Annotated in this window: 19 protein-coding genes; 4 read left to right on the top strand and 15 right to left on the bottom strand. The window is 63.0% G+C overall.

The features are described from left to right. The first annotated feature begins 646 nt into the window (after positions 1 to 646). Positions 647 to 1,867 carry a multidrug effflux MFS transporter gene (locus KHP60_RS23620; protein WP_213566728.1) on the top strand — a complete coding sequence of 407 codons (1,221 nt, stop codon included), beginning with the start codon at positions 647 to 649 and terminating at the stop codon, positions 1,865 to 1,867. A 183-nt stretch (positions 1,868 to 2,050) separates the two neighbouring features. Here KHP60_RS23620 and KHP60_RS23615 read toward each other — a convergent pair whose 3' ends face one another. The 3 genes from KHP60_RS23615 to KHP60_RS23605 form a co-directional block, all read right to left on the bottom strand. Next, on the bottom strand, positions 2,051 to 2,506 hold the full coding sequence (locus KHP60_RS23615; protein WP_213566727.1) for a GFA family protein: 456 nt from the start codon (positions 2,504 to 2,506) through the stop codon (positions 2,051 to 2,053). A gap of 98 nt (positions 2,507 to 2,604) precedes the next feature. Beyond that, positions 2,605 to 2,814, bottom strand: a complete 210-nt coding sequence (locus KHP60_RS23610; protein ID WP_213566726.1) for a hypothetical protein — start codon at positions 2,812 to 2,814, stop codon at positions 2,605 to 2,607. A 120-nt stretch (positions 2,815 to 2,934) separates the two neighbouring features. Beyond that, the gene (locus KHP60_RS23605) at positions 2,935 to 4,293 is read right to left on the bottom strand and encodes a PLP-dependent aminotransferase family protein (RefSeq protein ID WP_213566725.1); all 1,359 of its coding nucleotides are present in this window, start codon (positions 4,291 to 4,293) and stop codon (positions 2,935 to 2,937) included. A 155-nt stretch (positions 4,294 to 4,448) separates the two neighbouring features. Between KHP60_RS23605 and KHP60_RS23600 the strand changes: the two genes are divergently transcribed. After that, entirely contained in the window at positions 4,449 to 5,351 is a 903-nt protein-coding gene (locus tag KHP60_RS23600) for a DMT family transporter (RefSeq protein ID WP_213566724.1), read from the top strand. 82 nt (positions 5,352 to 5,433) lie between these two features. Here the strand turns inward: KHP60_RS23600 and lpdA are convergent, their stop codons facing one another. The 8 genes from lpdA to eno all read right to left on the bottom strand — a co-directional run bounded on the left by lpdA (position 5,434) and on the right by eno (position 13,626). Next, positions 5,434 to 6,873, bottom strand: coding sequence for a dihydrolipoyl dehydrogenase (gene lpdA, locus KHP60_RS23595; protein ID WP_213566730.1), 1,440 nt, complete (start codon positions 6,871 to 6,873; stop codon positions 5,434 to 5,436). Between the two features lie 4 nt (positions 6,874 to 6,877). Further along, entirely contained in the window at positions 6,878 to 7,267 is a 390-nt protein-coding gene (locus KHP60_RS23590) for a tautomerase family protein (protein ID WP_213566723.1), read from the bottom strand. Positions 7,268 to 7,324: 57 nt separating this feature from the next. Beyond that, complete coding sequence (locus tag KHP60_RS23585) at positions 7,325 to 8,755, bottom strand: pyruvate dehydrogenase complex dihydrolipoamide acetyltransferase (protein WP_213566722.1); 1,431 nt, start codon at positions 8,753 to 8,755, stop codon at positions 7,325 to 7,327. Positions 8,756 to 8,783: 28 nt separating this feature from the next. Beyond that, entirely contained in the window at positions 8,784 to 9,080 is a 297-nt protein-coding gene (locus tag KHP60_RS23580; protein WP_204240384.1) for a DUF5076 domain-containing protein, read from the bottom strand. Between the two features lie 4 nt (positions 9,081 to 9,084). Beyond that, the gene (locus tag KHP60_RS23575) at positions 9,085 to 10,536 is read right to left on the bottom strand and encodes a pyruvate dehydrogenase complex E1 component subunit beta (protein WP_213566721.1); all 1,452 of its coding nucleotides are present in this window, start codon (positions 10,534 to 10,536) and stop codon (positions 9,085 to 9,087) included. 63 nt (positions 10,537 to 10,599) lie between these two features. Then, positions 10,600 to 11,661 (bottom strand): pyruvate dehydrogenase (acetyl-transferring) E1 component subunit alpha, encoded by a 1,062-nt coding sequence (pdhA, locus tag KHP60_RS23570; protein WP_213566720.1) that lies wholly within the window; start codon positions 11,659 to 11,661, stop codon positions 10,600 to 10,602. 172 nt (positions 11,662 to 11,833) lie between these two features. Further along, positions 11,834 to 12,148, bottom strand: coding sequence for a septum formation initiator family protein (locus tag KHP60_RS23565; RefSeq protein WP_213566719.1), 315 nt, complete (start codon positions 12,146 to 12,148; stop codon positions 11,834 to 11,836). Positions 12,149 to 12,342: 194 nt separating this feature from the next. Next, complete coding sequence (eno, locus tag KHP60_RS23560; protein WP_213566718.1) at positions 12,343 to 13,626, bottom strand: phosphopyruvate hydratase; 1,284 nt, start codon at positions 13,624 to 13,626, stop codon at positions 12,343 to 12,345. A gap of 151 nt (positions 13,627 to 13,777) precedes the next feature. Here eno and queF point away from each other — a divergent pair, with 151 nt between their 5' ends. Continuing rightward, positions 13,778 to 14,224, top strand: coding sequence for a preQ(1) synthase (gene queF, locus KHP60_RS23555; protein WP_213566717.1), 447 nt, complete (start codon positions 13,778 to 13,780; stop codon positions 14,222 to 14,224). Here queF and KHP60_RS23550 read toward each other — a convergent pair. Beyond that, positions 14,209 to 15,378: an MFS transporter gene (locus tag KHP60_RS23550; RefSeq protein WP_213566716.1), complete on the bottom strand. Its 1,170-nt coding sequence runs from the start codon at positions 15,376 to 15,378 to the stop codon at positions 14,209 to 14,211. The two genes, queF and KHP60_RS23550, sit on opposite strands and share 16 nt — an antisense overlap. Before the next feature lie 112 nt (positions 15,379 to 15,490). After that, on the bottom strand, positions 15,491 to 16,339 hold the full coding sequence (gene kdsA / locus KHP60_RS23545) for a 3-deoxy-8-phosphooctulonate synthase (protein WP_213566715.1): 849 nt from the start codon (positions 16,337 to 16,339) through the stop codon (positions 15,491 to 15,493). A 266-nt stretch (positions 16,340 to 16,605) separates the two neighbouring features. Here kdsA and KHP60_RS23540 point away from each other — a divergent pair, with 266 nt between their 5' ends. Next, on the top strand, positions 16,606 to 16,911 hold the full coding sequence (locus KHP60_RS23540) for a transcriptional regulator (protein ID WP_249689084.1): 306 nt from the start codon (positions 16,606 to 16,608) through the stop codon (positions 16,909 to 16,911). A 41-nt stretch (positions 16,912 to 16,952) separates the two neighbouring features. Here the strand turns inward: KHP60_RS23540 and KHP60_RS23535 are convergent, their stop codons facing one another. Then, the gene (locus tag KHP60_RS23535) at positions 16,953 to 17,354 is read right to left on the bottom strand and encodes a DUF350 domain-containing protein (protein WP_213566714.1); all 402 of its coding nucleotides are present in this window, start codon (positions 17,352 to 17,354) and stop codon (positions 16,953 to 16,955) included. Between the two features lie 53 nt (positions 17,355 to 17,407). Continuing rightward, complete coding sequence (locus KHP60_RS23530) at positions 17,408 to 18,271, bottom strand: VOC family protein (protein ID WP_213566713.1); 864 nt, start codon at positions 18,269 to 18,271, stop codon at positions 17,408 to 17,410. Positions 18,272 to 18,512: the final 241 nt, after the last annotated feature.

Raw genomic sequence — 18,512 nt, 5'->3', positions numbered from 1 at the left:
GGACCGCTCCCCGCCCCACGCCTGCGACGCCTCGCGAGCGCGCCCCCCGTCGGGCCGGGATGAGCACCGGTCTAGCCCAGGTGATACACTGTGTTAAGAACAAAGTGAGAACATAACATCTCGCCTGATCACCCCCTCCACGTCATCACCCCCTCCACGTCATCACCTCCTCCACGTCATCACCGGACTTGTGCCGGTGATCCCGATGGTTCGGAGCGCCGCGCCTCACAGCATCGGGATGGCCGGGTCAAGCCCGGCCATGACGGGGGAGGGTGTGACGAAGGCGGGTGCCGGACGATGGCCGGTGAGGGACGAAGGCCAGTATGATCAAGGACAGTGGCATGCCCGGCCGGAGTGGGCGAAAACCCTCGCATGAGAAGGGAGTCCAGCACGCAGGGCGTATGAGCCGATACCTTTCCCGTGCTGCAGCCGCGGACCGAACGGAGGTTTGGAGCTTGGTCGGCCTCGATCAAATTGCTGAGAGCGGTCGCCCGCCTCTGCCTGCAGGCATAGCGGCCTTGCACCTTTCAAGCATCTCGGCGCCTAGCATTACGCGTCATTCCGTCTAGGTTCTGCGGCAGGGATGAATCTCGAGACGGTCGCCTTCTCCAACCGTCGGTTACCGTACCCAGGTATTCCGGACATCATGACCAGCACGACCGCAACCTCTGCGCAACCGATCGCCAAGCCGTCCTTTATCGCGCTGCTCATCGCCGTTTCGGCCGTGAGCCCGCTCGGCATCAACATGTACCTGCCTTCGATGCCCGGCATGGCGCGGGCGCTCGGGGTCGACTTCACCACCATCCAGCTGACCCTGTCCCTCTATCTCGCGGCCATGGCGATCGGCCAGCTCATCATCGGGCCGCTGTCCGATCGGTTCGGACGGCGGCCAATATTGCTGATCGGTCTCAGCGTCTTCGTCTTCGGATCGCTGATCTGTCTCACGGCGCAGAATGCTGGCGTCCTGATCTTCGGTCGCGTCGTGCAGGCTATAGGCGGATGTGCCGGCATCACTTTGAGCCGAGCCATCGTGCGCGATCTTTACAGGCGCGATCAGGTTGCCAGCATGATCGGGTATGTGACGATGGGCATGGCCGTGGCGCCCATGGTCGCGCCGACAATCGGCGGTGTGCTCGATACTTTCTACGGCTGGCGCGCCTCCTTTGCCTTTCTGGTGCTGTTCGGCAGCCTTGCCCTGCTCTTCGCGTCGCTGCAACTCTCCGAAACGAACCGTAATCGCGGTTCGGTAGGCGATGGAGATCGCCTTCTGCCGAACTACCTGGCGCTTTTCCGGTCCCGCCTGTTCTGGGGCTATTCGCTCGCCACGAGCTTCGTCTCAGCGATGTTCTTCTCCTTCGTGGCCGGCGCACCGTATGTGGTGATCGAGATCATGGGACGGAGTCCTGCGGAATACGGATTCTATTTCGCTCTCGTGCCAAGCGGCTACATCCTCGGCAACTTCGTCACGGCGCGCTTCGCCGTCACCATCGGACAGAACCGCATGTTCCTGACCGGCATGACCATCGGCCTGCTGGGCGTCGGCTCGATGGCGGCGGCATTTGCCGCCGGGCTCGAACATCCCCTGGCTCTGTTTGCGCCGATGTTTCTGATCGGAGTGGCGAACGGATTGGTCCTGCCGAACGGGATAGCGGGTGCCGTCAGCGTGAAACCTAACGCCGCAGGCGCCGCCGCCGGGCTGTCCGGGAGCTTGCAGATCGGCTTTGGAGCCCTCGTGGCGCCGCTCGTCGGCGCTGCGCTGACCACCACGGTGTGGCCGCTCATCGCCATCATGGCCGTCTGCGCGCTGCTCGGACTAGCGGCCTTCGGACTGGTCGCCGGGTCGGGCAGGAAGGCGGCCGGTCCTTAGCGCATTTTTCGGCGAAGTGGATCCGGTTCAACCTCAAAAAAGTGCGGCACAACAAAGAGATGGGATGCTTCCACGTTCGTAGAAACAGCTCTAGATCGCCGTTCCGCGTGTCTACATCGACATCCGTCCGCCAAGCAATTAGGAATTGAAGTTTCTAAGCCGGCATTGCGTGCGGCCGCCATCTTAGGCCGATCTCTCCGCAAACTCCGCCACCAGTTCCATGAACCGCTCGTCCGAAGGATCCGTTTCGAAGCTATGAACGGCCGGCGTCATGGCCCAGGGCAGCTTCTCTCCCGCGTACATTTCGACATAGGGCGGAAACAGGCCTGCATCCTCCATCATCGTGGTGCGGACGTTGACGAACTCGTCCATGCCTTCAGGCCGGGTGAAGAGCCAACTCATGCAATGCGGACAGAAGAAATGGCGCGTTGCCCCATGGAGGCCGCCAATGGCGGGTTCGCCCTGCAACACCTGAAAGTTCCGGCTCGGATACAGAACGCTCAACGAAAAGGCGCTCGCTGTCATCCTTTGGCAGCCCGTACAATGACAAGCCATGGTGATGATGGGCGCGCCGCTGACGCGAAACCGAACCTGCCCACACCGGCACTCCCCCTCGTGCCCGCCATCCCTGGCCGCCATGACGTTCTCTCCTGTTCTGCAACGCAGCGAGTCTGCTTCGGATGGGGGACGTGCGTCAATGTGCCGGAGACGAAGGCCGCGCCCGACCGGTGCCGTGATCAGAACCGCGATGTGGGACGGTTTCGTTTGATATAAAAGTAGACTGCGGCGGCCACCACGATGAAGGGGATCACGAGCAGGAAAAGCCAGCTGTCGCCTTCGGTGCCCGAGGCCGATGGTGACGGCGTTGCCGGTGGAACGGAATTCGTCTGGGCATAAGCCAAGGTCGAGATCAGGATACAGGCAAGGCTTAGGGAAAGGCGCTTCATATCGTCCTCCACGTCCGCTGGCGTGAAAAAGATACGTCCTCCGTCAATGTTCCGGGCAATACCCGATGAGCCTCTCGGAACGACGATGCTCTCCTCTTGTCGGTGTTCGCCGAAGGGCGGTCAGGCCACCTTCGCCATCGCCCATTCGAGGACCTTGAACACGCGTCCATCCGTGCACTGGGCCACGTTGAACCGCATGTAGTCAGAGGCCGTCTGCGAGGGACTGAAGACGTTGCCGGGTGCGAGCACCACATTGTCCTGGAGCGCGCGGCGAGCCACCTCGGCGGCGTCCCGGTGATCCGGCAGGCGACACCAGAGGAGCATTCCGGCATTCGGCTCCAGCCAAGGCTCGACGCCGAGCGCCCGCAGGCGCGGGATGGTATCCGCCCTTGCCTTGGCGAGACGGACGCGCAGCGTTTCCAGGTACTTGCGATAAGTGCTGCTGCCGAGAACGTTGAGAACGAGGTCCTGTGACAGCGGACTGCTCGCAAAGCCCGTGGCGATTCTCAGGTCCGTCAGCTTGTCGATCCAGTCCGGCCTTGCCGCGATATAGCCGCAACGGAACGAGGCCGATAGGGTTTTGGAGAAGCTCCCGATGCGCACCACATGCTCAAGACCGTCGAGAGCCGCCAGGCGAGGGGCTGGTTCCGTCTCGAAATCGGCAAAGATATCGTCCTCGACGACGATCATGCCATGCGCCTCAGCAAGCTTCAGGATCTTGTGCGCCGTCGCCCCCGGCATCGAAGCGCCGGTCGGATTGTGCAGTCCGGAATTCGTGATGTAGAGCCGCGGCCGGTGCTCAGTAAGCGCCTGAGCGAAAAGCTCGAGGTCGGGCCCGGCTCGGGTATGGGGGACGCCGACGATCGTCGCCTGATGCGCGCGCAGCAGGGCCAGGAAGTTGAAGTAGCAGGGATCGTCGACCAGCACGGTATCGCCGGGCTGAAGCAGGAGCCGACACACGAGGTCGATCGCCTGCGTGCCCGATTCCGTCAGCAGGATCTGTTCGGGACCGGCATGGAATCCCTGCTCTGCCATGCGCCGCGAGAGGAATTGACGCAGCGGCGCGAGCCCGAGCGGCGTTCCGTAATCGGTGAGCTTTGGCTGTTCCGTGGTTCGCGCAAGATGGCGAAGAGCGCGGCGGATGTCGTCCTCGGGCATCCATTCGCTCGGGAGCCAGCCGCAACCGGGCTTCTGCATCCCCTGCCCGGCCTCCAGGGACTGCCGTGAGACCCAGAAGGGATCGATGGCGCGGTCGAGACGCGGCGTGAGCTCTGCAAGTGACAGCGGCGCCAGGGGCGCCGCGCTGTAGAAGCCGGAACCCGGTCGGGACCGAATGACACCCTCCGCCGCCAGCCTGTCATACGCCTCGACGACAGTGGATTTGGACACTCGCATATTCGCGGCAACGGAGCGGATCGAAGGGAGCTTCGCGCCCGGTGTCAGCGACCGGTTGGTGATCTGCCCGCGGATCATCTCCATGACATGCTCCACCAGCGTTCCACTCGAGCGATGCGATCCGAGGTCATCCACTGTACCGTACCTCTCTCCATTACAGTTCGAGCGAACTGTATCGTACCGTACCTGGAAAAGCCACGCCGTCCGGTCCAGAACGGTTCCATCGAGGGGGCCCGGATATGGATCGGAATAAGGAAGGGTGGATCAGCGGCTTCGTGGGGGTCCTGATCTTCAGCGGATCTCTGCCGGCCACGCGAGTTGCCGTGGCCGATTTCGATCCGGTGTTCCTGACCGTGGCGCGGGCCTGCATCGCAGCAATTCTGGGAGCGGCCCTGCTCCTGATCCTTCGCCAGAAGCGCCCCGACCGCAGCCACCTCCCGTCCCTCGGAATCGTCTCCCTGGGCGTCGTCATCGGGTTTCCGCTCCTGACCGCCTTGGCACTTCGCCACATCACATCCGCCCATTCGATCGTCCTGATCGGCCTCCTGCCTCTCACGACTGCGATCTTCGGCGTGATGCGTGGCGGTGAGCGGCCGCAGCCCGCCTTCTGGATCTTCTCCATCCTGGGAGGGTGCCTCGTGGCAGGCTTCTCGCTGCTTCAGGGCTTTTCGGCATCGCCGATCGGGGATCTCCTCATGCTGGGGGCGATCCTGCTGTGCGGTCTCGGCTATGCGGAAGGCGCAAAGCTCTCGCGACGGCTCGGCGGCTGGCAGGTGATCTCCTGGGCTCTCGTGTTCTCCCTGCCTGTGACGGCGCCTCTGACGCTTCTCACGTGGCCGGCGTCATTGAGCGGGATCGCCCTGCCTGCCTGGCTGGGTCTCGCCTACGTGTCCCTGTTCTCCATGCTGATCGGTTTCGTGTTCTGGTATCGGGGCCTCGCCCTCGGCGGCATCGCCGGGGTCGGACAGTTGCAGCTGCTGCAGCCCTTCTTCGGCCTGTTCTGGTCCGCCCTTCTTCTGCATGAGGCCGTGGAGTGGGGGATGATCGTTGCAACTCTCGCCATTGTCGGATGCGTCGTGGGCGCCAAGCGCTTCGCCGGACCCTCCGATGCCAAGGCCCCATTGTCTCTCGCGCCGAGATAGGTTTCGTCGGCGCGCATGAAAAAGAATAGGGCCGGGACGAGCCCGGCCCTATGTCTTTCGAGGCACGGCGCGACCTGCCCGTTCAGATATGAATGACGCGGTCGTACGCATCCAGGACGCTCTCGTGCATGGTCTCGGATAGCGTCGGGTGCGGGAAAACGGCGTGAATCAGGTCCTCTTCCGTGGTCTCCAGGTTCATGGCGATCACGAAGCCTTGGATCAGCTCGGTCACTTCCGCGCCGACCATGTGCGCACCGAGAAGCTGGCCGGTCTTCTTATCGAAGATCGTCTTCACGAGCCCGTCCGGTTCGCCGAGTGCAATCGCCTTGCCGTTGCCGATGAAGGGGAAGCGGCCGACGCGGACGTCGTAGCCCTGCTCCTTGGCCTTGGCCTCGGTGAGACCCACCGAGGCGATCTGCGGATTGCAATAGGTGCAGCCCGGGATCTTGGCCTTGTCCATGGCATGCGCGTGCAGGCCCTTGATCGTCTCGACGCAGATCACGCCTTCGTGCTCCGCCTTGTGCGCCAGCATGGGCGGGCCGGCGACGTCGCCGATGGCATAGATGCCGGGAACGTTGGTGCGGCCGAGACCGTCCGTGACGACGACGCCGCGCTCAATCTTCACTCCGAGCTTCTCGAGACCCAGATTCTCGATGTTGCCGACGACGCCGACCGCCGAGATCATCCGCTCGGCGGTGATCGTCTGCGTACCGCCCTTGCCCTCATCGACGGTGGCGGTGACGGAATTCGCGCCCTTCTCGACCTTCGTGACCTTGGCGCCCGAAAAGATCTTCATGCCCTGCTTCTCGAAGCGCTTGCGGGCAAGCGCGGCGATCTCCGCATCCTCGACGGGCAGGATCTGCGGCATGACCTCGACCACCGTCACGTCCACACCCATGGTGCGGTAGAACGAGGCGAACTCGATGCCGATGGCGCCGGACCCCATGACGATGAGCGACTTCGGCATGGTGGGCGGCACCATGGCCTCGAAGTAGGTCCATATCAGCTTGCCGTCCGGCTCGATGCCGGGCAGCGCGCGGGGACGGGCGCCGGTTGCGACGATGATGTTCTTGGCAGAGTAAGTGCCGGGCTCCAGCACGCCCTTCGGCACCGGGTTCTGCGGCTGCATGGCGGGCTTCTTCGGCGCCGATACCACGACCTCGCCGGGCTTCGTGATCGAAGCCTCGCCCCAGATCACGTCGACCTTGTTCTTCTTCAGTAGCATGCCGACGCCGCCGTTCAGGCGCCCCGAGACACCGCGCGAGCGATTGACGATCGCCGCTGCATCGAAGCCGATGCCCTGCGCCGAGAGGCCGTAATCCTTGGCGTGCTCCATGTAGTGGTAGATCTCTGCCGAACGCAGCAGCGCCTTGGTCGGGATGCAGCCCCAGTTGAGGCAGATGCCGCCGAGATGCTCGCGCTCCACGACCGCGGTCTTGAACCCGAGCTGCGCCGCGCGGATCGCCGCCACATAGCCCCCCGGTCCGCCTCCGATGACGATGATGTCGTACTGGTTTGCCATGGTGTCAATTCCCTTGCGCATACTGCGCGATGCCGTGACCGAAGGACCAGTTTTCCTTTTCGACTTCGATCAGGTTGATGAACACATCCTCAGGGCGAAGGCCGGGCTCCGTCCCCAGTTTCTCCGCGATTCGCTTGAACAGGGCCTTCTTCTGATCGACGGTTCGCGTGTTGCTGACGGTGATCTGAATGATGACGAGATCATCGCTTCGCGCGATGTCGAGATAGTTCGCACCGTAGAAGAAGTTGTCGTCCTCATGCTCGCTGATGGTGACGAAGAGATCGCCCTCAGGAACGTTGAACGTCTCACGCAGAGCGAGATAGACCCCGTCGGCCAGCCCCTTGCGATAGGCGGAGGGCTTACCCTTTCGAAGCGAAATGCGGATGAGCGGCATGGAGCCTCCCTGTCGTCCAACAGCGAATGGCCGGGACGAGCCCGGCCACGACGTCGATCACACCAGCATCCCCATCGGGCTCTCGATGAGCTGCTTGAAGGCGGCGAGCAGTTCCGCACCGAGCGCACCATCGACCACGCGGTGGTCGCAGGAGAGCGTCACGGTCATGGCCTGGATGACCGCGGGAGCGCCGTTCTTCACCACCACCCGGCTTTCGCCGGCGCCGACCGCGAGGATCGTGCCCTGGGGCGGGTTGATGACGGCCTGGAAGTTCTTGATGCCGAACATGCCGAGGTTGGACACCGCCGTGGAGCCGCCCTGGTATTCTTCCGGCTTCAGGCGGCGCGTTCGCGCGCGGCCCGCCATGTCCTTCACCTCTGCCGAGATTGCCGTGAGCGTCTTCTGCTCGGCCTTGCGCACGACCGGCGTGAACAGACCGCCTTCGATGGCGACCGCGACGCCCACATCTGAATGCTTCATCTTCAGGATGCGGTCTTCGGCCCAGACCGCATTAGCCGCCGGCACGCGCTGGAGCGCGATGGCGAGCGCCTTGATGACGAAGTCGTTGACTGAGAGCTTGTAGGCGGGCTTGCCGTCCTTGTCCTTGCCGGCAGCCGCGTTGATCTGCTCGCGCAGAGCCATGAGCGCGTCGAGCTCGCAATCCAGCGACAGATAGAAGTGCGGCACAGTCTGCTTCGATTCGACCAGGCGCTTGGCGATGGTCTTGCGCATGCCGTCGAGGGGCACTTCCTCGTAGGAACCGGCCTCGAACATGGCCTTGACCTGATCGGCGCCCATGCTCGATGCGAGCTGCGGCGCCGCAGGCTTCGCGGCCGGTGCGGGAGCAGCCGCGGGGGCCGGAGCGGCGGCAGGCTTCCGGCCACCGCCCTGGAGAGCGGCGCGAACGTCCTTCTCGACGATGCGCCCATGAGGCCCGGATCCCTGGACCGAGGCGATGTCGATGCCGGCCTCCCGGGCGATGCGCTTGGCGAGCGGCGAGGCAAAGACGCGGTTGCCACCGGCCTGAACCTGCCCCGCCCCGTTGGGCTTCGCCGCCTGAGCCGGACCCGCTGGAGCCTGATCGACGCGGGCATAGGACATGTGGGCCGAAGCGTCACCCGGAATGGCGTTGGCCTGAGGCTGGGACGCAGCGGCTGCTGCGGGAGCCGGTGCTGCCTCAGCCTTCAGAGCCGGCGCCGGAGCGGCACCGCCCGCGGACGGAGTGGTGACGCTCTTCGGATCCTCGCCCTCACCTGCGATCAGCGCGATCAGCTCATTGACGGGAACGTCCGCCGTTCCCTCGGGCACGACGATCTTAGCGAGGATGCCTTCGTCGACGGCTTCCACTTCCATGGTGGCCTTGTCGGTCTCGATCTCGGCGATGACATCGCCGGATTTCACCGTGTCGCCTTCCTTCTTCAGCCACTTGGCAAGGTTGCCCTTTTCCATGGTGGGAGACAGGGCGGGCATCAGGATATTGATGGGCATGGCGTTTATGGATCCTGACTTGAAAGGTTCAGTTTATGGCCTGCGTCGAGCCGGGATCGCTCGGATCATCGAGCTCGGCCTGAATGCCGGCGGTGATCTCGGCGAGAGCCTCCTCCTCGGAGAACTCCGTTTCCATGGCGTAGACGCGCGCGGCGTGGCGGGCGAGATCCACCAGGAGCACGCCCCAGGTGAACGGATCGTCGAAGGCGCGGCGCAGCGCAATGCTCACCGCGCCGTCGACCACCGAAGCCCTCAGGATCTCGACGCCGCCCTTTTCGAGCACGTCAGGCGGAACGTTGAGGGCTTCGAATTTCCGTCCGGTCATGGTGTCACCTGTAGCAAACGGCCTTCGCCGCCTGCACCACTTCCGCCACCGAGGGAAGCGCGAGCTTCTCGAGATTCGCCGCATACGGCATCGGGACGTCCTTGCCAGTGACACGGATCACGGGCGCGTCGAGATAGTCGAACGCGTTCTCCATGATGCGCATTGCGATCTCGGCGCCGACACCCGACTGCGGGTAGCCCTCTTCCACCGTGACGCAGCGGCCGGTCTTCATGACCGAGGCGACGATGGTGTCCGTATCCATCGGACGGATCGTGCGCAGGTCGATGACCTCGGCCTCGATGCCCTCCTTCTCCAGTTCCTGAGCGGCCTTGAGCGCATAGGTCATGCCGATCGCGAAGGACACGATGGTGACGTCCTTGCCCTCGCGATGGATGCGCGCCTTGCCGATCGGCACCGTGAAGTCGTCGAGCCTCGGCACCGGGAACGACTGTCCATAGAGAATCTCGTTCTCCAGGAACACGACCGGGTTCGGATCGCGGATCGCGCTCTTGAGAAGACCCTTCGCGTCGGATGCCGAATAAGGCGCAATGACCTTGAGGCCAGGGATCTGCGAGTACCAGGCGGCGAAGTCCTGGCTGTGCTGCGCACCCACGCGGGCGGCGGCGCCGTTCGGACCGCGGAACACGATGGGGGCACCGAGCTGGCCCCCTGACATGTAGAGGGTCTTGGCAGCCGAGTTGATGATCTGGTCGATCGCCTGCATGGCGAAGTTGAAGGTCATGAACTCGACGACAGGACGCAGGCCCGTGAAGGCCGCGCCGACGCCGACGCCGGCAAAGCCGTGCTCGGTGATCGGCGTGTCGATGACGCGCTTGGCGCCGAACTCCTGCAGCAGCCCTTGCGTGACCTTGTAGGCGCCCTGGTATTCGGCGACCTCTTCGCCCATGACCAGGACCTTGTCGTCCTTGCGCATCTCTTCGGCCATGGCATCGCGAAGGGCCTCGCGAACCGTCATGTTGACCAGTTCCGTGCCTTCCGGGATCTCGGCAAAAGCATTGTAGCCGGTGCGGTTCGTGATGACCGAGGGAGCAGCGGGCTCCGCCACCGGGCTTGCATCCGTGCCCGGAATCGAATCGGGCGACGGCCGATCCGTCATCCCTTCACGCTCCATGTCGGGCGTCGGAGCCGGTTGGGCGTCCGGCGCCGGAGCGGTCGGGGCCTTCGCTGACGAAGTGGCGGCGGACACGTCCTCGCCCTCGCCGGCGAGGATTGCGATGGGGGTGTTCACGGCCACATTGTCGGTACCGTCGGAGACGAGGATCTTGGCGAGGACGCCTTCGTCGATCGCCTCAACCTCCATCGTTGCCTTGTCGGTTTCGATCTCGGCCAGCACGTCACCGGGCTTGACCTGATCGCCTTCTTTTTTCAGCCACTTGGCCAGTTTGCCCTGCTCCATGGTCGGCGAGAGGGCAGGCATGAGAATATCGATCGCCATTAAAAGACTCGTTTTGATTGTCGCAGCGGCGAGATTCGGGGAAAAGCGACGCCAACGCGCCGCTTAAAGAAGGATATCCGTATAGAGCTCGGATGGATCGGGCTCCGGATCATGCGTGGCGAACTCGGCCGCCTCGTTGACGATCTCGCGCACCTTGCTGTCGATGGCCTTCAGCTCGTCTTCCGACAGCTTCCAGGTCTCCAGCAGACGGCGACGCACCTGCTCGATCGGATCGTACTCCTCGCGCATGCGGGTCACCTCGTCCTTCGTGCGGTACTTCGCCGGGTCGGACATGGAGTGGCCGCGATAGCGATAGGTCTGCATCTCGAGGATGTACGGTCCCTTGCCGGAGCGGGCATGCTCGATGGCGCGCCGACCGGCCGCGTAGACCGCGCGGACGTCCATGCCGTCCACCTGCTCGCCGGGAATGCCGAAGGACAGGCCGCGCTTGGAGAAATCCGTCTGCGCCGAAGCGCGGGTCACGGCCGTCCCCATGGCGTAGCGGTTGTTCTCGATCACGTAGACCACAGGCAGCTTCCAGAGCGCCGCCATGTTGAAGCTCTCGTAGACCTGGCCCTGGTTGGCTGCGCCGTCACCGAAATAGGTCAGGCACACATTGCCGTTCTCGCGATAATGGTTCGCGAAGGCGATGCCGGTACCGAGCGACACCTGCGCACCGACGATACCGTGGCCGCCATAGAAATGCTTCTCCTTGGAGAACATGTGCATGGAGCCGCCCTTGCCTTTCGACAGGCCGCCGCGGCGTCCGGTCAATTCGGCCATGACACCTTTCGCATCCATGCCGCAGGCAAGCATGTGACCGTGATCGCGGTAACCCGTGATCACCTGGTCGCCGTCTTTCGTCGCCATCTGCATGCCGATGACAACCGCCTCCTGGCCGATGTAGAGGTGGCAGAAGCCGCCGATCAGGCCCATGCCGTACATCTGACCGGACTTCTCCTCGAAGCGCCGGATCAGGAGCATATCGTTGTAGGCTGACAGATCCTGGTTCTTGTCGAATTGGGGGGAATTGGGGGCAGCTCCGCGATTGGAGCCTTTGCTGGAAGTAGTCTTGTTAGCCGCGCCTGCACCGACACGGCCCGCCTTGCGGGCAGCAACTGCCATCGGGTCCTCCGAAGGGTTTCCTCGACGAAAGTTGTAGCGCAGTCGGAATCGGAAATCGAGTAGGTCAAAAGGTGTTTTGCGGTGCACAATGAAATGTATAACCGATTGATAATCTTACACAATATCGAGTTAACTGAAATCGAGTTAAGCAGAACTTTTAAGTTATTGTTAATTATTGTCCCGTGATGATCACAAGGTCGTTCTTGTGCACACGTCCTAACATTACGCGCGCTCTCTCCTCGAGCAGATCGCGGTCGATCTGATCGCTCCGAAGGAGCGCGATACGACGCTCCCAATCAGAGCGCTGGGTCCTTAAACCCTCGAACTCGGCGGAAAGTTCAGCGACTTGGGCTTCATACTTTTGTTGAGCCTCGATGCCGCGTGCACCGCTATGGGCATGATGCACGAAATAAGCCGCGACAGCCGCCGAGATGCTGTAGAGCACCAGCGGAATCAGAAATCGTCGTGCGCGTCTGCGGATCACCATGACGTCGAGTCGTACACGGGCATGGTTAAGGAGGTGTTAGAGACTGGGTGCTGGGGGCCAACAATCGACACGTCATTACCGGTCTTGTACCGGTCGTCTCGTTGGGATGAAGCGCTGCGCCTTTCCGAATCGAGATGGCCGGCACAGGGCCGGCCATGACGAGAGGGTGGATATAAGCGTTCGCTATATCGCGATCAGGTCAGCGCCTTCAGCGCCGCGCGCCCGGCATATCTCGCCTGCGGACCAAGCTCCTCCTCGATGCGGATGAGCTGGTTGTACTTGGCCAGTCTGTCCGAACGGGCGAGAGAGCCGGTCTTGATCTGTCCGCAATTCGTCGCCACGGCGAGATCCGCGATGGTGGAATCCTCCGTCTCGCCCGAACGATGAGACATGACGGCGGTGTAGCCGGCCCGATGGGCCATATCGACGGCCGCAAGGGTCTCGGTGAGCGAGCCGATCTGGTTCACCTTCACCAGCAGCGAGTTGGCGACCCCCTTCTCGATCCCCTGCGAGAGACGCTCCACGTTGGTGACGAAGAGGTCGTCGCCCACGAGCTGGCACTTGGAACCGATGAGGTCGGTCACGGCCTTCCAGCCCTCCCAGTCGTCCTCCGACATGCCGTCCTCGATGGTGGCGATCGGATAGGCGGAGACCAGTTTCGCCAGATACTCGGCCTGCTGCTGTGGGTTCAGCTTCTGGCCGGTTCCTTCGTAGTGGTAGACGCCGTCCTTGAAGAACTCGGTGGCTGCGCAGTCGAGGCCGATCACCATGTCCTGGCCCGGCTTGTAGCCGGCCTGCTCGATGGACTTCATGATGAAGTCGAGGGCGGCCTCCGCGGAGGGCAGGTTCGGGGCGAAGCCGCCCTCGTCGCCCACATTGGTGTTGTGGCCGGAGTCCTTCAGGGCCTTCTTCAGGGTGTGGAACACCTCGGCGCCCATGCGCACGGCTTCGTACAGCGTCGGCGCGCCGACCGGCAGGATCATGAATTCCTGGAAGTCGATCGGGTTGTCCGCATGCGCGCCGCCATTGATGATGTTCATCATCGGAACCGGCAGGACGCGAGCCTGGGTACCACCTACGTAGCGATAGAGAGGCAGGGCCGCCGCATCGGCCGCGGCCTTGGCGACCGCCAACGAGACGCCGAGGATGGCGTTGGCGCCGAGGCGGGCCTTGTTCGGGGTGCCGTCGAGCTCGATCATGGTCTCGTCGATGGCGACCTGCTCTTCCGCATCCATGCCGCCGATGGCGTCCAGGATCTCGTTGTTGACCGCATCGACGGCCTTGAGCACGCCCTTGCCGAGATAGACCGACTTGTCGCCGTCGCGCAGTTCGACCGCCTCGTGGGCGCCCGTGGAGGCGCCGGAGGGCACGGCGGCGCGGCCCATGGAGCCGTCTTCGAGGGTCACATCCACCTCGACCGTGGGGTTGCCCCGGCTATCGAGGATCTGGCGGGCGAAAACGTCGATAATCGCTGTCATAGAGCAGGCTCCTGCTGGCTGAAGTGTGGCCGGTGCCGCCCATGCGACGGGTGCGGCCTCAAGTCATGAACTGGCTTATTGACCGAAATGACCATGTGAGCAAGGACGGCAAGAGCTTTCTCCCAACCCTATCCAAGGTCAATGCGCCATAATGGAAACCACCCTTCAGCTCGGCCACACCAGCGCCCAGCCCCAATCGCCTGAGGCAGCGCAGCTTGATCGGGTGCCGAACCCGCATCAGGACACCGTTTACCTGGCCCGTTTCACCGTGCCGGAATTCACGTCGCTCTGCCCGGTCACGGGCCAGCCGGATTTCGCCATTCTGGTGATCGACTACGTGCCCGGCCCCTGGCTCGTCGAATCCAAGTCGCTCAAGCTCTATATGCACAGCTTCCGCAACCACGGCGCGTTCCATGAGGATTGCACTGTCGCCATCGGCAAGCGCCTCGCCGACCTGCTGGAGCCCCGTTACCTGCGGATCGGCGGATATTGGTACCCGCGCGGGGGCATCCCCATCGATGTGTTCTGGCAGACCGGAGAGTTGCCGAAGAACCTGTGGCTGCCGGATCAGGGCGTCGCGCCCTACCGCGCCCGCTGACGATTGGGCTTCGTCAGAGCGAATGATGCGGTCAGGCCGACGCCGACGATGATCAGGGCGGCAATTCCCGTCGCCCCGGTCAGCCCGATATTGCGCAGGCCGAAGCCCATCAGGACGACGCCGAGCGCCTGGCCGCAGAAGAACGAGAAGGCGTGAAGAGCAACCGCCGAGGCGCGCGCGCCGGGGGCCAGTTCCGTGACGTGGGCCTGGAAGGTGTTGTGGAGCATGTAGAAGCCAAGGCCCATGAGCAGTAGGGCTATCGCATCGAGCTTCCAGTCACCGCCGAGCCCCAGAACCACCAGCGCTGCGCCGGCAAAAAAACCTCCGCCCAAGAGAATGCGTCCGATGCCGAGGCGCCTCAGCATCCAGGTCACAAGGACGGAATAAATCAGGCCGCCGACGGCAAATCCTCCGATGGCGAAGCCGGCCTCAGCCGCCCCGCCCCCGCCCCGCTCCTCGAGCAGCGGTGCCACATAGGGAAAGATGCCGAAGATCGCAATGGCCTCGACGAAGACGAGGCCGAAGAGCGTCAGCGCACGCGGGTTGGAAAGGATATCCCGGTAGCGCAGGAGCGCGCTCTGCAGGTCGAACTTGCCACCCGGCAATGCCCCCCGGAAGCCGATGGCGGTGGCCGCCAGAGCCAGGGCCACCATGACGGTGGAGAGGGTGAACACGCCCCGCCAGCCGATCAGCTCCGCCAGCAGTCCCGCGAAGGACGATCCGGCCAGCTGTCCGATGATCACCGCTACCAGATAGCGGCTCAAGGCGACCTGGCGCCGGGCCATCTCGACCCGATCGCCGATCAGCGCGATGGAGAGCGGCACGGCGCCACCGGCAGCGGCGCCGGCAACGATGCGAAGGGTGAAAAGGGTTTCGGCATTGGGCGCGAAGATGGAACAGGCCAGGGCAAGGAAGAGCAGCGCCAGCGCCACCTTCATGACGCGCTCCTTGCCGAGCGCGTCGCCGATGGGACCCAGCACCGGCTGGATGAAGGCATAAGGCAGTGCGAAGGCCGCCGACAGAAGCGCGATGGTCTGCGGGGTGGAGTTCAGGTCCCGGGCGATGATCCCGACCATGGGCTCGACCGCGCGGCCGGAGAAGGTGCTCGCAAAGCCGCTGGTGGCGAGGATCAGGATCAGGTTGCGGGACGACATGGCATCCTAACGATTGAGGCCGTAAAGAGAGCATTCGCTCCTTATCACGGCCTCATCGCAACACGAGGAGCAGGAATGCAGACCTGCCCTCCTCAAAAAACATGGAAACAGCCTAGGCTGCCCTGCCCTTGGCCACGGCATCGAAAGCCTTCAGCTGCGCGAGCAATCCTGCCAGCTCCTTCAAAGGAACCATGTTGGGACCGTCGGAAGGAGCCTTGTCCGGATCCTGGTGCGTTTCGATGAAGATTCCGGCCACGCCGACTGCTACGGCAGCCCGTGCGAGCACCGGCACGTATTCCCGCTGGCCGCCCGAGGTCGTGCCTTTGCCGCCCGGCTGCTGCACCGAGTGGGTGGCGTCGAAGATGACCGGAGCGCCCGTCTCGGCCATGATCGGAAGGGAGCGCATGTCGGACACGAGCGTATTGTAGCCGAAGGAGGCGCCACGCTCGGTGAGCATGACGTTGGGGTTGCCGGCCCCCGTGACCTTGGCAGCAACGTTGGCCATGTCCCAGGGAGCCAGAAACTGGCCCTTCTTCACATTGACCACACGCCCGGTCCTGGCAGCGGCGATCAGAAGATCGGTCTGGCGGCAGAGGAAGGCGGGGATCTGGAGGATGTCGACCACCTCCCCCACGGGGGCGCATTGATCGTTCTCGTGCACGTCGGTGATCACCGGCAGCCCGTATTTCTCCTTCACCTCGGCGAAAATGGACAGGGCCTTGTCCAGGCCGATGCCACGGGCGCTGGAGACCGAGGTCCGGTTCGCCTTGTCGAAGGATGACTTGTAGACGAGGCCGAGGCCCAGCTTTCCGGCAGTCTCCTTGAGCGCGGCCGCCATCTCGAGCGCATGATCGCGGCTTTCCATAGCGCAGGGCCCGGCAATGATGCTGAGCGGCAGATGATTGCCGAAACGGACGGAGCCAGCCTCGACGACGGCAGGATGCTGTTTGATGTCGGTCATGCGCCCGTCTCTATCCTGTCTGAAGCGGCAAGCAAAGCGGCTCTGTGCATCCCACCCGTTCGCCGAGCCGGTTGGCCAAGAACTGCTTTCGACCTCTTCGGATCACAGGGATAGGGCTGGAGATGGCCAAAAGCCTCTTAACCAAAGGTCAGGAGGAGCATTCGTCTCAGATACAATGTTGATTTACTTTAGGGTAATTACAAAACAGTATGCTATCTGCATGGAAGAAATAAGAAATTTTACCTGCATGCACGGTTGAACCGGCGATGCACTGGGATGCGCTTGGGGGGCGCTCTGATCTAATGCCCGAAGATAACAAGATGCACGAGCTTGTGGCTCTCAGAACGGCGCTTGGCTTTACGCAAAGCAGAATGGCCCACGAGATCGAACTGAACCTGCGTGACTATCAATCCTTCGAATGGGGCGAGAACGAGATTCCTGATCTTTATCTCAGGGCGATCGAACGGATCGCCATGCTCTATGCGGTTCGACACAAGAACCCGATGCTGGTGCCGCCGGCCTTGCGCGCTGAGGCCATTCAGTTCGCCCGAATGGTGGAAGCGGGCGTCTGATCCGAAGCCCCGGACGGTTTCGCCGGGGCTCGAGTTCATTCTCAGAACGTCATCGCCGCGGCATTGATGATTCCGGCGGCGAGCGAAGCCGCACCGAGGAACAAGGCAGCGGCCATTTCACCGCCGGCGATGCGCTGTGACAGGTTCGGCATCACGATCCGAACCAGCCAGTACACGATGATCTGTACCGCCAGGGCCACCAAGCCCCAAACGAGGCAATCGACGATTGTCTGGGCGTGCACGATGGCACTGGCAAGCGGAAGGGCGAAGCCGACGAGGCTGAAACCCAGAGCCGTAGCCGCCGAGATCACGTTCTCACGGATCAAAGCAAACTCGTTGTGCATGGTGGCGAGCGTGTAGACCCCAAGGTAGAGGCCGACCAGGGCGACCGCGAGCACGAAGAAGATCAGGAAATCGGGCAAGCCCGCCAGAGATGAAGCCACGGTGAGTCCCCCATTCGATTTATTTTCCAATCGATACAGGGGTATGGTTAATATTACGTTGGCTCGCAAGCGATCGCCACCCCGAAGGATGTGCTGGCCGGCACGATGAGCCTGCTGCCGATGTGCTGGTAGGGGATATCAGCCGCATCCAACCACGTCGCTTGACGGTGGATGTCGTCGACCCGAACCGCAAAGGCCACGAAGGACGGCTGGTCGAGCTCGGCTTCCACCGAGCCGTAGATCTCGGCCGCATCGTCGGGCGTGAGGACATCGATATGGCCGTCCGCAAGGCGGAAAGACAGATCGTCTCCGTCGGGACTGGCCGGCTGCACGCCCGTGAAGGCTTTCAGGAAAGTGCGAAGCCGCTCCGGGGCGGGCGCAGCCAGGGTCACCGATGAGATTTGCGTCGCCCTGTTGTCGTGGCGCTGGAACTCGGGATTCCAGAAATTCTCCGGGAAATGCTGCTGACAGACGAAAAAACCCGCCTTCGGAGCGTTCTCGGCTGACGTAAAGGCCAAGGTGAATGCGACCTTCGTCTCGCTGCCATCTGGACGGCGTCCGCTGCGCTCGAAATGGAACGGTTCGAATGATCCGATGCCGCTCTCCGAAAACAGAGCCGCGTCCGCCTTGGCATCCCGGCTGTCGAGCACCAGCATGGCGAGGCCCTCGCGGTCCCTGAGGTAATCCTGGATGAAAGCTCCGAAGCTGAAGGCACTCCCCCGATGCGGGGCCATCGCCGCCCCTTCACCCACCGTGATCAGCTCGATGAAGGAACCGGAGAACTGGACGATCCGATTTTCGGTGCCCCAGGGATGGCGGTTACGGGCGCCGACCTGAAAGCCGAGCCGCTGATAGAAGCTTCCGGCCTGGTCGAGGTCGTGGACGGCAACAACGAGATGGTCGATCCGGCGGGTCATCGGGCTCTTTCCTGTAGCGAGAGCATAGACCTAGTGCGCCAGAATGAATTTGGCGAACGACTGGCTCGTGAGCCCGATCCGGGGCATTATTGATCTGGCTTGGGAGAACTTGAACTACGCGGCATAGCGGAATGGCTGATGCCCGAAGTAGCTTCGGATCCTCTCGGGCAGCTTTGTCAGCCGGCGCATATGGCTGATGACGGTTCGTTTGAGTTCGTGCTTGCTGCGGGCGGGCGGCTTG

It is taken from the genome of Microvirga sp. 3-52 (assembly GCF_018383585.1).
In the GTDB taxonomy this organism is placed as follows: Bacteria; Pseudomonadota; Alphaproteobacteria; order Rhizobiales; family Beijerinckiaceae; genus Microvirga.
Note: the sequence above shows the minus strand (reverse complement) of the source record. Positions and strands in the feature narration are given on the sequence as shown.